General features: G+C 48.4%; 14 protein-coding genes and 1 tRNA gene. 5 read left to right on the top strand and 10 right to left on the bottom strand.

Features of this window, described 5'->3' with window-relative positions; all coding sequences use genetic code 11:
• The first annotated feature begins 85 nt into the window (after window positions 1–85).
• Complete coding sequence (locus ACZ44I_RS06500; protein WP_464551494.1) at window positions 86–1,090, top strand: AI-2E family transporter; 1,005 nt, start codon at window positions 86–88, stop codon at window positions 1,088–1,090.
• A 122-nt stretch (window positions 1,091–1,212) separates the two neighbouring features.
• Window positions 1,213–1,297: transfer RNA gene (locus ACZ44I_RS06495), tRNA-Leu, on the top strand.
• Between the two features lie 120 nt (window positions 1,298–1,417).
• On the opposite strand, the gene ACZ44I_RS06490 is transcribed toward ACZ44I_RS06495, so the two are convergent.
• Together ACZ44I_RS06490 and ACZ44I_RS06485 are read right to left on the bottom strand one after the other, a co-directional pair.
• Window positions 1,418–1,600 carry a rubredoxin gene (locus ACZ44I_RS06490; protein WP_464551496.1) on the bottom strand — a complete coding sequence of 61 codons (183 nt, stop codon included), beginning with the start codon at window positions 1,598–1,600 and terminating at the stop codon, window positions 1,418–1,420.
• Window positions 1,601–1,677: 77 nt separating this feature from the next.
• Complete coding sequence (locus ACZ44I_RS06485) at window positions 1,678–3,327, bottom strand: ATP-binding protein (protein WP_464551498.1); 1,650 nt, start codon at window positions 3,325–3,327, stop codon at window positions 1,678–1,680.
• A gap of 93 nt (window positions 3,328–3,420) precedes the next feature.
• Here ACZ44I_RS06485 and ACZ44I_RS06480 point away from each other — a divergent pair, with 93 nt between their 5' ends.
• Entirely contained in the window at window positions 3,421–4,614 is a 1,194-nt protein-coding gene (locus ACZ44I_RS06480; protein WP_464551500.1) for an FAD-dependent oxidoreductase, read from the top strand.
• On the opposite strand, the gene serS is transcribed toward ACZ44I_RS06480, so the two are convergent.
• The 5 genes from serS to ACZ44I_RS06455 form a co-directional block, all read right to left on the bottom strand.
• Window positions 4,611–5,888, bottom strand: a complete 1,278-nt coding sequence (serS, locus tag ACZ44I_RS06475; protein WP_286680043.1) for a serine--tRNA ligase — start codon at window positions 5,886–5,888, stop codon at window positions 4,611–4,613. The two genes, ACZ44I_RS06480 and serS, sit on opposite strands and share 4 nt — an antisense overlap.
• A 158-nt stretch (window positions 5,889–6,046) precedes the next feature.
• On the bottom strand, window positions 6,047–6,247 hold the full coding sequence (locus ACZ44I_RS06470) for a CxxC-x17-CxxC domain-containing protein (RefSeq protein WP_292735060.1): 201 nt from the start codon (window positions 6,245–6,247) through the stop codon (window positions 6,047–6,049).
• Between the two features lie 292 nt (window positions 6,248–6,539).
• Entirely contained in the window at window positions 6,540–6,728 is a 189-nt protein-coding gene (locus tag ACZ44I_RS06465; RefSeq protein WP_300328267.1) for a CxxC-x17-CxxC domain-containing protein, read from the bottom strand.
• A 91-nt stretch (window positions 6,729–6,819) separates the two neighbouring features.
• Window positions 6,820–7,152, bottom strand: a complete 333-nt coding sequence (locus ACZ44I_RS06460) for a hypothetical protein (protein WP_464551503.1) — start codon at window positions 7,150–7,152, stop codon at window positions 6,820–6,822.
• 55 nt (window positions 7,153–7,207) lie between these two features.
• Complete coding sequence (locus ACZ44I_RS06455; RefSeq protein ID WP_464551505.1) at window positions 7,208–9,226, bottom strand: thioredoxin domain-containing protein; 2,019 nt, start codon at window positions 9,224–9,226, stop codon at window positions 7,208–7,210.
• 87 nt (window positions 9,227–9,313) lie between these two features.
• Here ACZ44I_RS06455 and ACZ44I_RS06450 point away from each other — a divergent pair, with 87 nt between their 5' ends.
• Complete coding sequence (locus ACZ44I_RS06450; protein ID WP_464551507.1) at window positions 9,314–10,114, top strand: hypothetical protein; 801 nt, start codon at window positions 9,314–9,316, stop codon at window positions 10,112–10,114.
• 620 nt (window positions 10,115–10,734) lie between these two features.
• Here ACZ44I_RS06450 and ACZ44I_RS06445 read toward each other — a convergent pair.
• Window positions 10,735–12,891, bottom strand: a complete 2,157-nt coding sequence (locus tag ACZ44I_RS06445) for a PAS domain S-box protein (protein WP_464551509.1) — start codon at window positions 12,889–12,891, stop codon at window positions 10,735–10,737.
• 124 nt (window positions 12,892–13,015) lie between these two features.
• On the opposite strand from ACZ44I_RS06445, the gene ACZ44I_RS06440 reads away from it, so the two are divergent.
• Window positions 13,016–13,726, top strand: a complete 711-nt coding sequence (locus ACZ44I_RS06440; RefSeq protein WP_464576433.1) for a SagB/ThcOx family dehydrogenase — start codon at window positions 13,016–13,018, stop codon at window positions 13,724–13,726.
• A 23-nt stretch (window positions 13,727–13,749) separates the two neighbouring features.
• Here ACZ44I_RS06440 and ACZ44I_RS06435 read toward each other — a convergent pair whose 3' ends face one another.
• Entirely contained in the window at window positions 13,750–14,922 is a 1,173-nt protein-coding gene (locus ACZ44I_RS06435; RefSeq protein WP_464551650.1) for a serine hydrolase domain-containing protein, read from the bottom strand.
• Between the two features lie 116 nt (window positions 14,923–15,038).
• Window positions 15,039–15,683 carry an NAD(P)H:quinone oxidoreductase gene (gene wrbA, locus ACZ44I_RS06430; RefSeq protein WP_464551513.1) on the bottom strand — a complete coding sequence of 215 codons (645 nt, stop codon included), beginning with the start codon at window positions 15,681–15,683 and terminating at the stop codon, window positions 15,039–15,041.
• Between the last annotated feature and the right edge of the window lie 104 nt (window positions 15,684–15,787).

The following is a 15,787-nucleotide window of genomic DNA, read 5'->3' as shown; positions in this document are numbered from 1 at the left end:
CTGTGTATCTGCCTATCTTATTAACTATTGAGGAGAATCACTCTGCTATATGATGGGTGGGGATTATCCTGACAGATATGTCATAATGACGATAGGCGCAATAATGATCGCCGCTGCCCTCGCCTTCTGGCAACTGATTGGCGTGATCATCCTTGCAGGCACTCTTGCTGTTGTTCTTCTTCCTATCCACCGGAAGTTCATCCGTGTCATAAATCCGGCTGTCTCTTCATTTCTGATCGCTACATTAGTCGTTCTTGTCGTCACCTCTGCCATTGGCTTTACAATTTCAATCTTTTACAGCCATGCAGATTATATTGAGAATATAGTCATAACCATTCTTGAGTGGGTAACGGCACTGAGCACAACAGGAATTGCCTCAATCGGACAGAGCGAGCTGAACGAATGGATTATGCTCCAGCTTGATGGACTTTCTGCATGGACAACAGGTCTGCTCTATCAGGCTCCGACGCTCCTTCTGAAGATCGTGGTCTTTTTAATGGCCCTGATGGCATTTCTCTACAAAGGTGATGAGATCTATACCGAGATTGTTGAGGCGCTCCCTGTGAGGCTTTCAGATGGTGTGAAAGAGATCTCAAAGACGTCTGTTGGAACACTGTATGCGATCTATGTTGTCCATGTAATCACTGCACTCATCACGTTTCTCCTCGCTCTTCCATTCTTCTATTTCCTCGGCTATGATTACGTCCTCTTTTATGCAACTATCGCAGGATTATTCCAGCTCGTGCCCATTATAGGCCCCTCTTTTCTGATGATCTTCCTTGGCATCTATGCGGTCTCGATTGGCGACTACCGGAGTGCCGCACTCATAGCGGTGATAGGTTATCCAATCGTCTGTGCGTTGCCCGATCTCATCTTCCGCCCCCTTATCATGGGAATGCGTGCCAAGCTCAATCCGCTCCTGATGTGGATCGGTTTCTTCGGCGGCCTTGCAGTGATGGGACTGATCGGCTTTATCCTCGGACCACTCATCATCGCGCTTGTCGTATCAGGGTATGTAGTCCTTATCAGGGAGCTGAAAAGGGTTAAAGGAGAGGAGACTGCGCCATCTCAAAAGAATGATGGTGTCTGAAAGAAGCGGTGGATCAATTTATACTGCTTGTGCAGAGAGAAAAGGGCTTCTCTTTTATCTTTTGAAGGCAAATATACGTGGTGCATTACGTTATCCAGATTCGTTTGCAATATTAAATTTGAGCGAGGGTTGCCAAGCCAGGCCAAAGGCGCTGGGCTTAGGACCCAGTCCCGTAGGGGTTCGCCGGTTCGAATCCGGCCTCTCGCATCCAAATGATATAGCGATATTTCTTCTGTTATTCATTCTTATTTGATAAATTGCTCTTACTATATTCAAGTGATATAAATATAAATATCCTGGCTCATAGAGCCAGGAAACATTCTGCTCCTACACAATTCTCACAAAAGCGGATTTCTGTGTCAGAACGGATACCCCGCAGACAGGGCAGGTATAATCGTCAGGAAGATCTTCAAATGCGGTTAAAGGCTCAATTCCCCGTCGTGGATCACCCCGTTTTGGATCATAAATAAACCCGCATACAAGGCATCGAAAAGAATCCATTTCTTCCATATTCTTTCAAAGACGTTGTTAATGATATAAATTCCTCTTCAAATGGATGAAAAAGGCAGTAATTAGCCCCTGTTCTGTCAGGGGTGTGATATTCCATTGATCTCGCGCCCGGTCACCCCATCAATGAAGATTCGCCGCTCACCAGAATCTGATGCGATCACAGCTTCATAGACCGGATAAAAGATCACTTTGATCTTTGTTATTTCGGCTGTTCTTTCAAGACCCTTGATGATCTTTCTGAGTTCATCTTCGGTGAATGAAGGGCCTCTGCTCTCTCCGGAGAGGGTGGTGAGTTTCATCGTTTGTAACTGGTTCAGATTTGAGAGTTTTGGGATCGGCTTTTCGAGAAGGGGTATATAAACAATGACTCCTTCTTCGGTCTTCTTCGTGGTGATACGTTTTTGTTTCTGGAGGCTTTTCAGCGCTTTCTTTACATCTGCGGGCATAAGGCCGGCATCAGCTTCGATCTCAAGCGCAGTCAGCCCGGCAGTCGTCAGGATCTTCAGAACCGCAACTGCTGCTTCATCAAGCCCGATCAGCTCGGAGAAACCTGGCCGCACCATCAGTCCATCTGAGAGATCGGCTATATCTCCGTGAAATCCCTCCAGGATAAATGATGAGCGCTTCGTCGTCTTCTTCAGGATACCACCATGATACTTCACCTCAACCGACAGCAGTGGCCACGAGATCCGATCAAGAGAGATGATCCGATCGAGATATGTCCGTCTCCAGAAACTCCTTTTGCAGAGGCTCTGTACAACCCTGAGCGCCTCATCGCGTTGAAGGAGTGTCGGGATGGCATTCTTTGTCCCATCCTCTTCATCAACAACCCCTCCACTCAGCATAACCTGATCTGCATCTTCGGCTTCCACCTCTAAAGGTTGAGGTTCCGGAGGGCTCTCTGGTTTTGCCTCTGGAATGGGATCTGGTTCTGCCTCTTTCTTCTCAGGAGGCCTGCCGGGGAGGATCTGAGGCGTAACACCCCGATGTTGTGTCTCCCGCTCTCCAAATTTCATCAGGATCTTCTCCCGGACAAGTCCCCCCATCACAAAAAACTCACCGGGATCAAGAGTGATCAGCTCCTCAACCTCTTTCCGTGCATCAAAGAAATGGGATACAGCCTTGAGATCGTTGTCAATTGTCAGTTTGCCGATAATCTGATTGTTGCACTGGCTGAGCACATTCTTCTGGACAAGAGAAGGGCGCTGGGTTGCTACAAGAAGACCGAGTCCGCGTTTTCTTCCACGGCGGGAGATCTCCTCGATCATCTTGATGGAATCACGGGATTGCGGGATGAATTTGTCTGCTTCTTCAACGATCAGCAGAAACGGCCTCCTCAGCTCTGATTCAAGCTCATAGAGGATGTTCACGAGGGCTGTTGCTTTTGCCCTCATGTCCACTTCTGATACATCAAAGACAACAAACCGTGAGGATAGGATTGCATCCCGCAAAACCGAATGGAGATCAACTGATTCAATATCGTAATCACAGCTTTCATCAGATCCAATCCAGATGATTGGAAACCGATCCTTAAGGGAGAAATATTCGCCTTCGGTATCAATTAAGCAGAATCCAAGATATGATTTGCAGAGATGTTCACAAAGAACAGCTATTCCCCAGCTCTTCCCGGCTCCTGACTGGGCAATAACGCATGTCCTCCCAGTGACTAGCTCCTGCGCACTAATGCCAAGACTCTGATCTCCTACCCGTCCAACGCCCAGATCCATACTATCTACAGAAAAATGGATGGAGGAAGAGTTAACAGTTGGGGCTGATCGGTTGGGAAGATACTTTATCTTTGCTTCCCCCAATCGATCTTTATGGCGATAGTGATCGGATCTGGTGCCGGTGGTGCAGCTGCTGCCAGGTATCTTGCAGAATCTGGCCATGATGTTCTTATTATTGAACGGGGTCCGGAAGTGCCTGGAAAAGATGCCGGCCACTATTATGCAAATGTTGAAGCCGGTGTTCGCCTGATGCGCACCTTCTGCCTTGGCGGGACAACGATGGTCTCCGGCGGCAATGCACTCCGCTGCCTTGAAGAGGAGCTGAAGGCTCTTGGAATCGATCTCTCAAGCCACTATGCAGCCGTAGAAAAGGAGCTTGATGTGCAGCTGCTCCCCGATGATCTGCTTGGTGATGGTACCCGCCGCCTGATGGATGCTGCCATGACAATCGGCCTGCCTGTGTATCGGATGCCGAAGTTCATCAATCCTGATCTCTGTTGCAAAGACGGTCTCTGTGCTTTTGGGTGTCCTTCCGATGCCCGGTGGTCTGCAATCAGGTTCATCAGAAAAGCAGAAGAGTTTGGAGCACGGGTGATCACAGAGAGGGTTGCAGATGAGATAATCATTCAAAATGGGGAAACAGCAGGGGTCAGGTGCGGAAATAAGATTTTCCGGGATGAGCGTGTAGTGCTGGCCGCAGGGGCGCTGGAAACACCCGGATTTCTGAAAGCTCTCTCACTTCCGATCACTCCTCTCTTTGCCGATACCTTCGTCACGATTGGAGGTTATCTCCCAGATATCAGTATGAACCGGGATGTTCCGATGGGATCATATATCCCCTTTGATGGCGGAATCATCCTCCCACATTACTCACGCCCTCTTCATGCCCTCATGAATGACAGAGGGATCCCCGCTCAACCAGGAGATATCATCGGAATGATGGTGAAGATCAGGGATGAGGACTTTGGATCAGTGAATGAAACAATCCAGAAGAATGTCTCGGTGCATGATGCCGAGCGGCTCATTTGTGGCTCCACATATGCTGCATCCATACTTTCGGAAGCCGGCGCCGATCCGGCAACATTTGTGACCACTCCCCTCAGGGGCTCGCACCCTTGCGGAACAGCAAGAATCGGCGTCTCGGTTGATCTGAATCTGGAGACAGCTATTCCGGGACTCTCTGTCTGCGATGCATCAGTACTTCCGTCTGCACCCGGTGCCCCGCCAATTCTGGCAATAATCGCCCTTGCCAGATATGCTGTAGAAAAAATGAATCTGAGAGATTAGAGGAATTCCTGATCGTTCATGTACGGTCTGAGCACAAGTGGAATCTCAACAGAGCCGTCTTCGTACTGGTAATTCTCAAGGATGGCCCGGATTGTTCGGGAGGTGGCCACTTCAGTTGAGTTTAAGGTGTGAATATGATGTTTGGTCTCGAAATCATCGGGATCACGCATCCTCATACCGAGCCGGACAGCCTGATATGAGGTACAGTTCGAGCAGGATACAACCTCCCGGTATGCCTCTTCCCGTGGCATCCAGACCTCGATATCATACTTCTTTGCAGCAACAGTTCCTATGTCGCCGGTGCAGATGAGGACGACATGATAGGGGAGGCCGAGATTTGTGTAGAGCTCCTCGGCATTTGCAAGGAGTTCTTCATGAATGGCAGGAGAATCATCCGGCTTGCAGAAGACAAACTGTTCGACTTTATGAAACTGGTGAACGCGGAAGAGGCCTTTTGTATCGATCCCGTGAGATCCGATCTCTTTTCTGAAACAGGGGGAGAGTCCTGCTAACCTGAGTGGAAGATTCTTCTCTTCAAAGATCTCGTCCTGATACATCGCGCAGAGGGGGTGCTCGCTTGTTGCAATCAGGTATGATTCCGAATCTTCGATCTTGTACATGACATCCTCGAAATCCGAGAGATCGGTCACTCCTTCATAGGAGGAGCGGTTCATCATGTACGGGGGGATGATCGGGGTAAAGCCCTTCTTCACCAGTAAGTCGATTGCATATCTCTGAAGTGCCATATCAAGGAGTGCAAGGTTTCCTTTCAGGTAAGAAAACCCCGCACCTGCTGCACGTGCTGCCCGTTCAAAATCTGCCCAATCCTTCTCAACAGCAAGCTGACCATGATTTTTTATGGGAAAGGAAAATTCACGCTTTGTCCCGACCTTGCGAATCTCAACATTTCCGCTCTCATCTTCACCAACAGGGACACTTTCATCGAGGATATTTGGAAGCCGCATCAGGTAGTACCTGACCTTTTCAAGAGCTGCATCTTTCACCGAATCAAGCTCTTTTATCCTCTCAGGAAGTGCTTTTGCCTCTTCCAATAGAGCTGAGATGTCACGGCCCGCTTTCCGCCCGGTATTAATCTCGCGGGAGATGGTGTTTCTCCGCTGGCGAAGCTGGTCGATCTCAACTTTCAGTTCCCGCACCTTCTTATCGGTCACTAAAAGGTCATCAACCCAGGCAAGTTTCTCTGAATCATTTCTTTTGATCAGATCGTTTTTGATCGTCTGGGGATATTCACGTACAAATTTAATGTCAAGCAAGTAAGCCACCCTCATCTGAAGAGAATCTATCTATGATCTCTGTATGCAAGGTGTTTATGGTTTTCACCGGAAGCTTTCAGGAGAGAAGTGGATCACTATATGATCAGACGATGCACGACTTCGCGCAGGTACACGGACTCTGTTAAAAAAAAAGGTATTTAGAACCGGGGTTTCCGGTGCTTTGGGAGGCAGTCACGGCAATAGACGGGTCTGCCCTCTGTTGGCTTAAAGGGGACTTCACATTCACAACCGCAATCTGCGCAGATTGCCTTTGACATCTCACGTGGACCATCAAAGTTTCTTGGGCCGCCGAAATTACCCCGGCCGCCAAAATTTCTTCCTTCCATTGTATAGCTCATGCAGCTTTTAAGTTCTGCACATAATATATGTTCTTTTAGTATAAAATACCCTCAGATGATATGGGGGAGAACGCTAATGGGATGATGCCTGGAAATTCAGTCAAATGGCTCAATATTGCTTATCTTTTGAAGTATAGGCTCCATAGTGAACCTTTATTTCAATATAGAGAATCCTCAGGTGATTCATGATAGCGTGAGTTTGGCTTGGGTTAAAACCATTGATATCCGGGAGTGCGAGTGTCAATAACCCACAAAAAAAGCCCCTCTTTCGGAGATGGCGGAAAAAAAAGGATTAGAACCGGGGTTTCCGGTGCTTTGGGAGGCAGTCTCTGCAATAGACTGGCCTGCCTTCTGTTGGCTTAAAGGGGACTTCACATTCGCAACCGCAATCTGAACAGACTGCCTTTGACATCTCACGTGGACCATCAAATCTTCTTGGGCCGCCGAAGTTACCCCGGCCGCCAAAATTTCTTTCTTCCATTGTTTAGCTCATGCAGTGTTAGGTTCTGCAAAAAAGATTGAACCTGAGACTATAAAAGACCATCTCAAGAGCCAACAATCCTGCCATTCACCTATTTCTTCTCAATGGCTCTTTTCGCAGCCTCTGCAATCTCACCAACGGTCTTCTGGAGCTCGTCACCAATCTGGCGGGTTTTATTCTCAATATGTTCACGCCCCTCCTGTGTCATGAAGAGCTTTTTACCAAGGACGATAACACTCTCAACGGTCACCTCCACATTTTTTGAGGTGAGCCTAATGAGATCTTCGATAGATGGGGTTTTTGATGTGGTGTCGTGAGAAGCTTCTTCTCCTGAAGATCCCTGTTCCTGTGCTGCTGCCACTGGTTCTTCATCAATGACATACCGGCCTTTGACAAATCGTCCCTGTCTCTCTTCTGTTGTCATGGGGATGATTTATGATGCTGACACTATTGAACCCTTCGACTCTGCCCAGACACGACTACCCAGGAGTGTGATAAAATGCAGAATAGAGCAGTTCTCTGAGTTCATCTGGGTCCCGTACCGGTGGAAGGCAGCTTCCCTGCCTGCATGGATAGGCAACAGGTTCATCGGTATCTGTTGGGTAATCCTGTAATTTTGGCAATTTCTCCTGGAATTGTTCAAGTGAATGCGAGAGGTGAAGGTGGGTTGCAAGCAGGTTGCCGGATGATCTGATTGCATCATCAAATATCCCGCCTTTACCGGTAGTTACCAGATCGATTGCGGCAGGAGAGAGATGATGATATGAGCTGATACTATGGATATAGGCATTTGGATGCTGGAGGAAGGCAGGTTGCAGCCTCGACATCATTGAATCAGCAGTTTCCCGGAAATCCGGATTTCCGGTAATTCTGTTGAGGAGGAGAAGGTTATGAAGCATCACTGCATTACCTGATGGCCCGGCAGAATCTTCAGTATCCCGTGTCCGGAAGAGTGTGGTATCACCTTCTTCAAACCAGAACCATCCTCTTTCGGCATTATAAAAGCGGCGGATGGCTGCTTCTGTATATTCAACTGCGAATAGAAGGTACTCGGACTTCTGCGTTCCCTGATGGAGCTCAATTGATGCTGCAATCAGATCAGCATAATCTGTGAGGTAGGCAGATGAGGTGACTATACCATTTATCATAGAATGGAAGAGCGACCTTCCAAATTCACTGATGACTGATTGAAGCGTTGAAAAGGCCTTTTCAGCACTCCGAATGAGCTGTGGTTCCCGGAGGAGAAAACCAGAGTGTGCCAGGGCACCAATGATCTTCCCATTCACATCGAGGAGGATCTTCTCATCACGGAATGGGCGGGGACGGGTTCTGCGAGCATCAGCAAGTCTTTCTCTCACTCCAAGCAGCCATGCTGAATCATCTGTTTCTGAGGTGAGGGATAGGGGTAGTTTCTCTTTATCGGCTGCATTTCCAAGCAGGAAATTGGCAGCTTTTTCTCCCTCTTCCTCATCAAAAAGCGATCGAATCTCCTCTTTTGACCAGAGATAGAAGCCACCCTCTTCTCCTCCGCTCTCAGCATCCTCTGCTGTATAGAAAAGTCCTTCCGGTGACGTAAGATCGGTTTTTACATAAGCTGCAATTCGGAGTGCTTCGGTTTTCAGGAGTGGTTCTCTGGTCACGGCGTATCCTTCGGAAAAAGCATGCAGAAGGAGAGCCTGATCGCAAGCCATCTTCTCATAATGAGGGATCTTCCATTGCCGGTCAGTGGTATACCGGTGAAAGCCGCCACCAACCTGATCGTTTATCCCGCCTCTTCTCATTGCATGAAGAGTTGCAAGTGCCATCTCTGTGGCTTTTGGAATACCTGCTATACTCCCGTGCCGCAGAAGGAAGCTGATACAGTGGGGTGAGGGAAATTTCATGCGATCTCCAAATCCGGCATACTCCCGATCAAATGTTCTCAGGAGGGAATCAAATGCAGCATCTGAGGGATTCTCTTCCTGTTGAAACCTCTCTGCCACCAGTATATCTCCGGCAAGGTATGATTGAACATTTCCTTCGACACGCCTCCCAAGTCTCTCCGCCTCTTCGCGCCTCTCCTGCCATAACTCCCATATCCGGTCGAGGATCACAAGGAGTCCTGCACTTCCATACCGGGGGTCTTTTGGGATATAGGTCCCGGCAAAAAAGGGCCGCTTATCCGGGGTCAGAACCAGGGTGAGCGGCCAGCCTCCACTTCCGGTCATCAGCTGGCAGGCGATCATTGCAATCCGATCAACATCGGGGCGCTCCTCGCGATCAACTTTTACCGCAATGAACCTGCCTGAGAGCGCTTCTGCCACCTCCTGACTGGAGAATGATTCTCTGTTCATCACATGACACCAGTGGCAGGTCGAATATCCGACTGAGAGAAAGACCGGTAAATCCTCTTCTGTTGCCTTCTCGAATGCCTCATCAGAGAACGGGTACCATTCAACTGGATTTTCTGCATGCTGACGGAGATAGGGACTCTTCTCATCCACAAGCCGGTTTGCCATACCGGATAATCGCAACTGATATGCTATTAATCCTCTCCTGTGGGCAGAGAGAAATTGGTATATATCTTAATTGAGTATTGTATTTCTATGGAAAGACGTGGATTTACGCTTCATATCGCTTTATTTCTCTTTTTGGCAGGATGTATACTTTTTGCAGGGTGTCTTGGCGAGGATACCGGGCCAAAGGCTCCGCTTCCAACAGTCACTCCAACGCCCACTACAACACCGTTGGCAGAACCTCCAGAAGATGGAGATGTTTCTTTCTCAGGAGCCGGAGATCAGAAGACCGTAATGCCCCTTTCGGCTGGTGTTCACCTGTTGACACTTGAAATCGAGAAGCCGGATGGATCAGAACCCGGTGGATCAACAGTCTCAATCTCAAGCGAGAAAGATGCCATTATGGTTGAAGGTAATTATACTCCTGAAGTCCGGTCTGATGCAATTATTGACGGGCACTACCGCTGGACATATGCATTCATGCTTTCTGAGAAAGCCGATGCAACAGTTGAAGTCAGCCAGACGGCACCCTGGAAACTTACCTTCGGCTTCCCTGAGATGATCAATGGGATTCCACCACAGACTTTTACTGGTGTCGGCAACAAAGCAACTCCGTTCTTCATGATCCCGGCTGGAGACTATAACTGCCATATCACAGCCGAAAAGATCTCCATCATCAGTGTGTGGCTGATGGATTATTATGGCACTCTGCTGATGGATGGTGACAGCGTAGCACCCCTTGCATTCCATGAGCTACGAAATGACGACTTTGAACTCTATGTCGGGGATTATGCCACAACAGTTCCTGTTACAATCAAAGAAGGGGGCAATTATCTCTTCAACATCGTCAGTGACGGCAGTTGGTCTGTTACGTTCTCACCCGTAGAATAGAAGATTCGCAAGAAGATGGGAGAGATTTATTTTCTCTCACCGGATAAATCGTTTTTTGACTCTTCTCCAAAATTCTGACTCCAGGGTTTTCCTGAACTCTTAGGAACGTGGGAAAAGATCCCGATGCAACAACCGGATCATTGGGAGTGAGTGAAGCAGGTGCGGCGCGGGTGTCGGGGGGGCGGGGTAAGCGAAAGAGCTGGCTGACAGAGCTGATAAACCCTTGCTCGAGAGAGCAACCTGAAAGGCGATTCTGAAGGAATCGGGGTTTTATCTGCTTCTGGCAGCCCGCGTAGCATTCCCGCCCCCTCCCGCGCTGCATCTGCGGATATCTGATTCAACCTCCCTTGCGGAGCATCTGCGGACGGGAGAGCGGGCGGTGGGGGATTTCTGATACTCAATACGAGTAGCCCTTCTCCAAAGTACCATGAGGCCTGTCTCTGACTCGTTACCACCAATAATTGCAAAGTTTAAAGATGAAGTCATTGGTATGAATGTCAAAATATATTAAGTCTTTTTATTACTTTTATTGGTCAGATAATAGCGATTTGAGGCTATTTGTGTATTATGATAGCCTTTGGATAGTAATGGTCGTCAGAAATATGGAGAAGAACCCGTTTTTAATCGAATCTATACGCCTCTTTTGGAATAAGTATCTCAAACTGCGCCCCCTCACCCGGGATGCCAATCTCCCTCATGAGCATTCCGGTGATCGCAAGTATCTCACGTGATAGGAAGAGTCCAAAACCGGTATTTTTACCAACTCCGCGTTTAAATATGGCCTCTTTTTGATCGTGAGCAACTCCGGCTCCGTTATCTCTCCATATGATATGAAGCCCCTCATCACCCGGGTGACAGTCAATGGTCACGGTGGTGGCATGCTCTCCATGACGAATGGTATTATCAAGGAGGTTTGAAAAGACCCTCTCAAGCATCGGATCTCCAAAAATTGAGATGCTGGTACAATTATTTGTGATGGTTACCGGATCTTTTGATTTCGGAATAAGCGCAGCAAGTTTCTGCCACTCCGGCTCGCTGATACCAAGGTTCTCATAGAGGCGGGTGAATTCAATATGGCGCTGGATTGTTCTCCCCGCCTCCTTTACCTTCTCCAGATACTTCCCTACCTCCTGATCATCACTCTTCTCTTCTGCAAACTCCAGATTGCCGAGCAACACCATCACCTCATTGAGGATATCGTGTCTCGTGATGCTGGAAAGAAGCTGGAGCTTTGTATTTGCGATTCGAACTGCCTCCTCTGCAATTCTTCTCCCGGTAATATCCTGAAATATCCCTCTTGTCTTCAGCCTTCCGTCCTGGACAAATGAATTGACATTCCCTTCGATATGTATCGGACGCCTGTCTTTTGTGAGAAATGTTGCCTGGACTCCGCTTACCGCTTTTCCTGAGAGAACATCCTGAAACAGGCTTTGGCAATGGGAGAGAGAATCCGGATGAATTATCTCAAAGAGTGAAAGGTTCGCTATCTCCTCATCTGAAAAACCCATCTTCTCTTTCCATGTCCTGTTAACAAAGATGAAACGCCCCTCTTCATCAACACTCTGGATCATCACATTGGCATTATCAAAGAAGTCGCGGTACCTCTCTTCACTCAACCGGAGCTCCATCTCAATCCGTTTCTGGGTTGTAATGTCTCTGCTCGATCCGACGATATGCGTTATTCTTTCATCACGAATAACTGGTGTAAGGAGCGTCTCCCATGTTCTTTCACCAGCGGGAAGGTTTAGTGTCTCTTCATAGATGATCGGCCCTTTGGTATTGAGACACCGCTGATAGTTCGCTGATACAACTGATCCAGCCTCTTCACCCAGGAGCTCTTCCGGTGTCTTCTCATGTAACATCTCTGTTGACAGCCCGGTTGCAGTCTCATGTGCGAGATTATTACGGATGAATCGGAACTTCCCATCATCGGTCACCCTGATGAGGAATATGCAATCCTGTGTTCCATTAAAGACCGTCTCATACTCGTTTGCGATGCTCCGGATCTCCTCCTCAACCCGCTTCCTCCCGGTGATATCAGAGAGTTGCTCAACGATGAAGATTACTTCTCCATTATCGTCCAGAACCGGATAGGATCGGCAATCCAGATAGATCTCCTGCTCAGGAAGGTACTTTTCTACCCTTTCCAGCTTTTTTGAACGAAGGGCCTTTTCTGTTGCACAGATATCACACTGTCGATTTTGCCCGATCAACACAAAGCAACGTCTCCCTTTCACCTCCTCCGGCCGCTTATTCAGAAATGCGTACCCCGCCTGATTGTAATAGACAATCTTATGATCCGGCGTCTGGATGCCTATGATATCTGGTATGGCATCAAGTGTTGCCTGAAGGAGAAGTCTGTATCTCTCAAGATCTCGCTCCCTCCTTCTCTTCAATGCAGCATCTCTGATCCTGTTTTTTATAATGACTGCTATACTCGCAGGATCTTCAGATATCCTGATATAATCCACTGCTCCCTGTTCATATGCCCGGAGAATGGTATCTGCATCATTCTGGCTGGAGAGAATGATGCATGGGGTCTTGTCATTTTTCTCTTTTTGGTGAAGGAGTATGTCTGTTCCTTCTCTTTCAGAAAGGTGATATTCAGAGAGGATAACATCAAATTGGAATGTATCAAGGATCTCAGCTGCCTCTTCTTTCCGTGCAGTTGCAACGATTATGTCGCCATCATCTTCGATGAATCCCCTGTATATTTCTCGCAAGGCACCATCGTCTTCGATATAGAGAGCAGAGATGAGATCGGGACTGGTTGGCATATTCAGCATGAGGAGCTGGTCTGTATTAATTCTTCGTCTATCGTTTCTATTGTTGATAGGACAATTCATAATCCCCGCTGATCATAGAGACGGTATGCAGAATGTCGGCAGAGTTTTTATGGAGATGACACGGTATGAGAACCTCTCCATATCTGATCAGCAGCAGGGAGGGACCCCGCCTCCGCTCGAAAAGCCATGCCCTGAGAATGGAGATCAGATGGATCTCCCAGCCCCTGACTCCATCGGGATACCACGGCTTGATCTCAGGGAAGCGATCGCAATTCGTTCTTCAGTGAGGACATATGCAAAGGCTCCACTCACACTTAGCGAGCTTGCGTACCTCCTCTGGTCCACCCAGGGCATCAAAGAGATTGCTGATCCCTATTTTACAAAAAGAACCGTTCCATCAGCTGGTGGCCGCCATGCATGTGAGACGTACCTCCTGATCAATCGTGTTGAGGGAATCCCGCCGGGACTGTATCGGTATCTCGCCTTCTCCCACCGCCTGATTGAGATCGATACATCATCGGGAATTGCTGATAGAGTGATGTCCGCCTGCCTCGGACAGCCGTTTGTAAGATCATCTGCTGTCACATTCATCTGGTCATGTGTTATCTACCGGATGAGCTGGCGATACAGTGAGCGGGCATACCGGCTCGTCCATCTCGATGCCGGACATATCTGCCAGAATCTCTACCTTGCAGGAGAGCAGATTGGCTGCGGCACCTGTGCCATAGGAGCGTTCGATGACGAAGAGATGGCACGGATTATCGGGGCAGACGGGATAGAGGAGTTTGTCATCTACCTCGCAACAGTCGGTAAGAAGAAAATGTGAGGGGAATGTGATATCCCAAAAGATCAGTTCTCTGCCGGATCTCCATCAGTCAGAAACAGGAGGAGGGGTATAAGGATCTCTTCCTGTGCTGCTGCTGCTTTTATCGCAGAATTGGCATGGAGTGTCAGATATGTATCTTCCTCTTCAAGGTAGTACCAGAATGTTGATGCTCCGGTATATCCGCCGGTATGGCCAATTAGGGTCAGCTTTTCTGGTCCGTTTAGAGATATGATGGCATATCCAAGTCCATATCCCTGTTTTCCAGAGCCAAGAGCCTTCATATCAATGTTCTTCTCTGATTGTGGTGAGATCGTCTTCATCTGGTCAATCGATGACGGACCGATCAGCTCACCTGAGATTAGAGCAATATGGAAGGTATTGAGATCGGCAGCTGTACTCACGATATCCCCGGAACTCCGATCATAGTTTTTATAGAGATTGCTGAAATCCATTATACTGCCATCATCATCCACCTCTATAGCATGCATATGCGGATCCGGCAACCTGTTGGTGCGGTGGATTGTCGTATCCTTCATGCCACATGGATTGAGAATCTGCTCCTGAATATACTCCTCATAGGAGGTGCCGGATGCCCTGTCGATGATCAGGGTGAGGAGGATGTAATTCACATTCGAATAGGTATATCCCATCCCCGGATCATAGAGCGGGCCATTATCAATGCCATCCCACATACCCTGCTCATAGGAAATGATTTTCCCGGGTTTCTCGTACTCCTCGAGAATCATCGACATTTCGTCATAATCCGCAATACCGCTTGTATGGTCAAGGAGTTGGCGGATTGTGATCTCATCGCTGTTTTCGATCGCCTCTGCAATATCAATTGGAATATGGGAGTTGATAGGATCATTGAGGGAAAGTTTACCCTCTTCGGCAAGCTGAAGGATTGCCACGCTGACAAATGGCTTTGTTACACTTGCGATGAAGAAATGCATACCGGGTTCGGCTGGAATCTCAGGTGAGAGGGAGGCATACCCTGCCGCATAGCTCCATCTCCAGTCCGGTGTGACGATTCCGACGACTGCACCGGGGATTCCGGTTTGTGTTACGCCATCAGAGACGATATTTTGGAGCCTGGCATCAACTGAAGCTGGTGGAGATGTCAGGAGTGTATCCTGCTCCTGAGAAACAGGCTCGGGAGATTGGATACATCCGGGGATGAGGCAGGATCCCAACACGAGAATTATCAGGAATGGGAGATATGGTATCCGGGAAAGAAAAGCCATGATCATCCCTGTCGTTTTCAGGGTAAAACGTTCTGATTGATACCATTTGGGAGAATGGAATAAAGGAATTAAACCCCAAGCTCCTCTCTCATCCCCTCATAATCCTCTGAAAGCCGCCGTGCAAGGATCACAACATACCTCCCCTGCCATCGGGCTCCCTCAAGCTCATTATCTGAAGGCCATCGGTTGTTTGACCCTCCAGCAATTGTCGATGCACCATATGGCGAGCACCCGGTCACCTCATCGGTCCTCGACTGGCCTGAGAAACCATAGGGAAGCCCGGCGATCACCATCCCATGATGGAGGAGTGTGATATGCGTTGAGAGAAGTGTTGACTCCTGTCCTCCATGCTGGGTTCCAGAGCTTGTAAAGACGCTCCCCACCTTTCCAAGAAGGATGTTCCTCTGCCAGAGCCCTCCGGTTGCATCAAGGAACTGCCGCATCTGGCCGCACATATTTCCAAAACGGGTGGGTGTGCCAAAGATAACTGCATCTGCTGTTGCCAGATCTTCACGCGTACAGATGGGAATCCTTGAAAACTCCTTCTGGAAAGCAGATGCCCCCATCTTCTCAATTGCCTCAGGCGGCAGTGTTTCAGGAACCCGCCGGATGATCGGATCCCCTCCCCCAAGCCGGACACCTTCAGCAATGGCCTCTGCCATTCTGTGAACATGGCCAAAGAGCGAATAATAGACGATTAAAACGCTTGTCATGGTACCAGATCAATATCTGGTCATAGACAGATGATGAATGCTTCTGTGGGGCAGATGATCGAAAACAAGATTGATCTATTGAAAAGATGCAGAAGCAAAACTCA

The sequence above is a fragment of the Methanocalculus pumilus genome (assembly GCF_055382585.1).
This window is presented reverse-complemented; position numbering and strand designations above follow the sequence as displayed.

What these genes read in the sequence shown, in the direction of transcription:
- ACZ44I_RS06460 (WP_464551503.1), bottom strand. Translation starts at nt 7,152, where the DNA reads ATGACAACAGAAGAGAGACAGGGACGATTTGTCAAAGGCCGGTATGTC.
- ACZ44I_RS06465 (WP_300328267.1), bottom strand. Translation starts at nt 6,728, where the DNA reads ATGGAAGAAAGAAATTTTGGCGGCCGGGGTAACTTCGGCGGCCCAAGA.
- ACZ44I_RS06490 (WP_464551496.1), bottom strand. Translation starts at nt 1,600, where the DNA reads ATGGAAGAAATGGATTCTTTTCGATGCCTTGTATGCGGGTTTATTTAT.
- ACZ44I_RS06485 (WP_464551498.1), bottom strand. Translation starts at nt 3,327, where the DNA reads ATGGATCTGGGCGTTGGACGGGTAGGAGATCAGAGTCTTGGCATTAGT.
- ACZ44I_RS06450 (WP_464551507.1), top strand. Translation starts at nt 9,314, where the DNA reads ATGGAAAGACGTGGATTTACGCTTCATATCGCTTTATTTCTCTTTTTG.
- wrbA (WP_464551513.1), bottom strand. Translation starts at nt 15,683, where the DNA reads ATGACAAGCGTTTTAATCGTCTATTATTCGCTCTTTGGCCATGTTCAC.
- ACZ44I_RS06480 (WP_464551500.1), top strand. Translation starts at nt 3,421, where the DNA reads ATGGCGATAGTGATCGGATCTGGTGCCGGTGGTGCAGCTGCTGCCAGG.
- ACZ44I_RS06500 (WP_464551494.1), top strand. Translation starts at nt 86, where the DNA reads ATGACGATAGGCGCAATAATGATCGCCGCTGCCCTCGCCTTCTGGCAA.
- ACZ44I_RS06445 (WP_464551509.1), bottom strand. Translation starts at nt 12,891, where the DNA reads ATGCCAACCAGTCCCGATCTCATCTCTGCTCTCTATATCGAAGACGAT.
- ACZ44I_RS06455 (WP_464551505.1), bottom strand. Translation starts at nt 9,226, where the DNA reads ATGGCAAACCGGCTTGTGGATGAGAAGAGTCCCTATCTCCGTCAGCAT.
- ACZ44I_RS06470 (WP_292735060.1), bottom strand. Translation starts at nt 6,247, where the DNA reads ATGAGCTATACAATGGAAGGAAGAAATTTTGGCGGCCGGGGTAATTTC.
- ACZ44I_RS06440 (WP_464576433.1), top strand. Translation starts at nt 13,016, where the DNA reads ATGACACGGTATGAGAACCTCTCCATATCTGATCAGCAGCAGGGAGGG.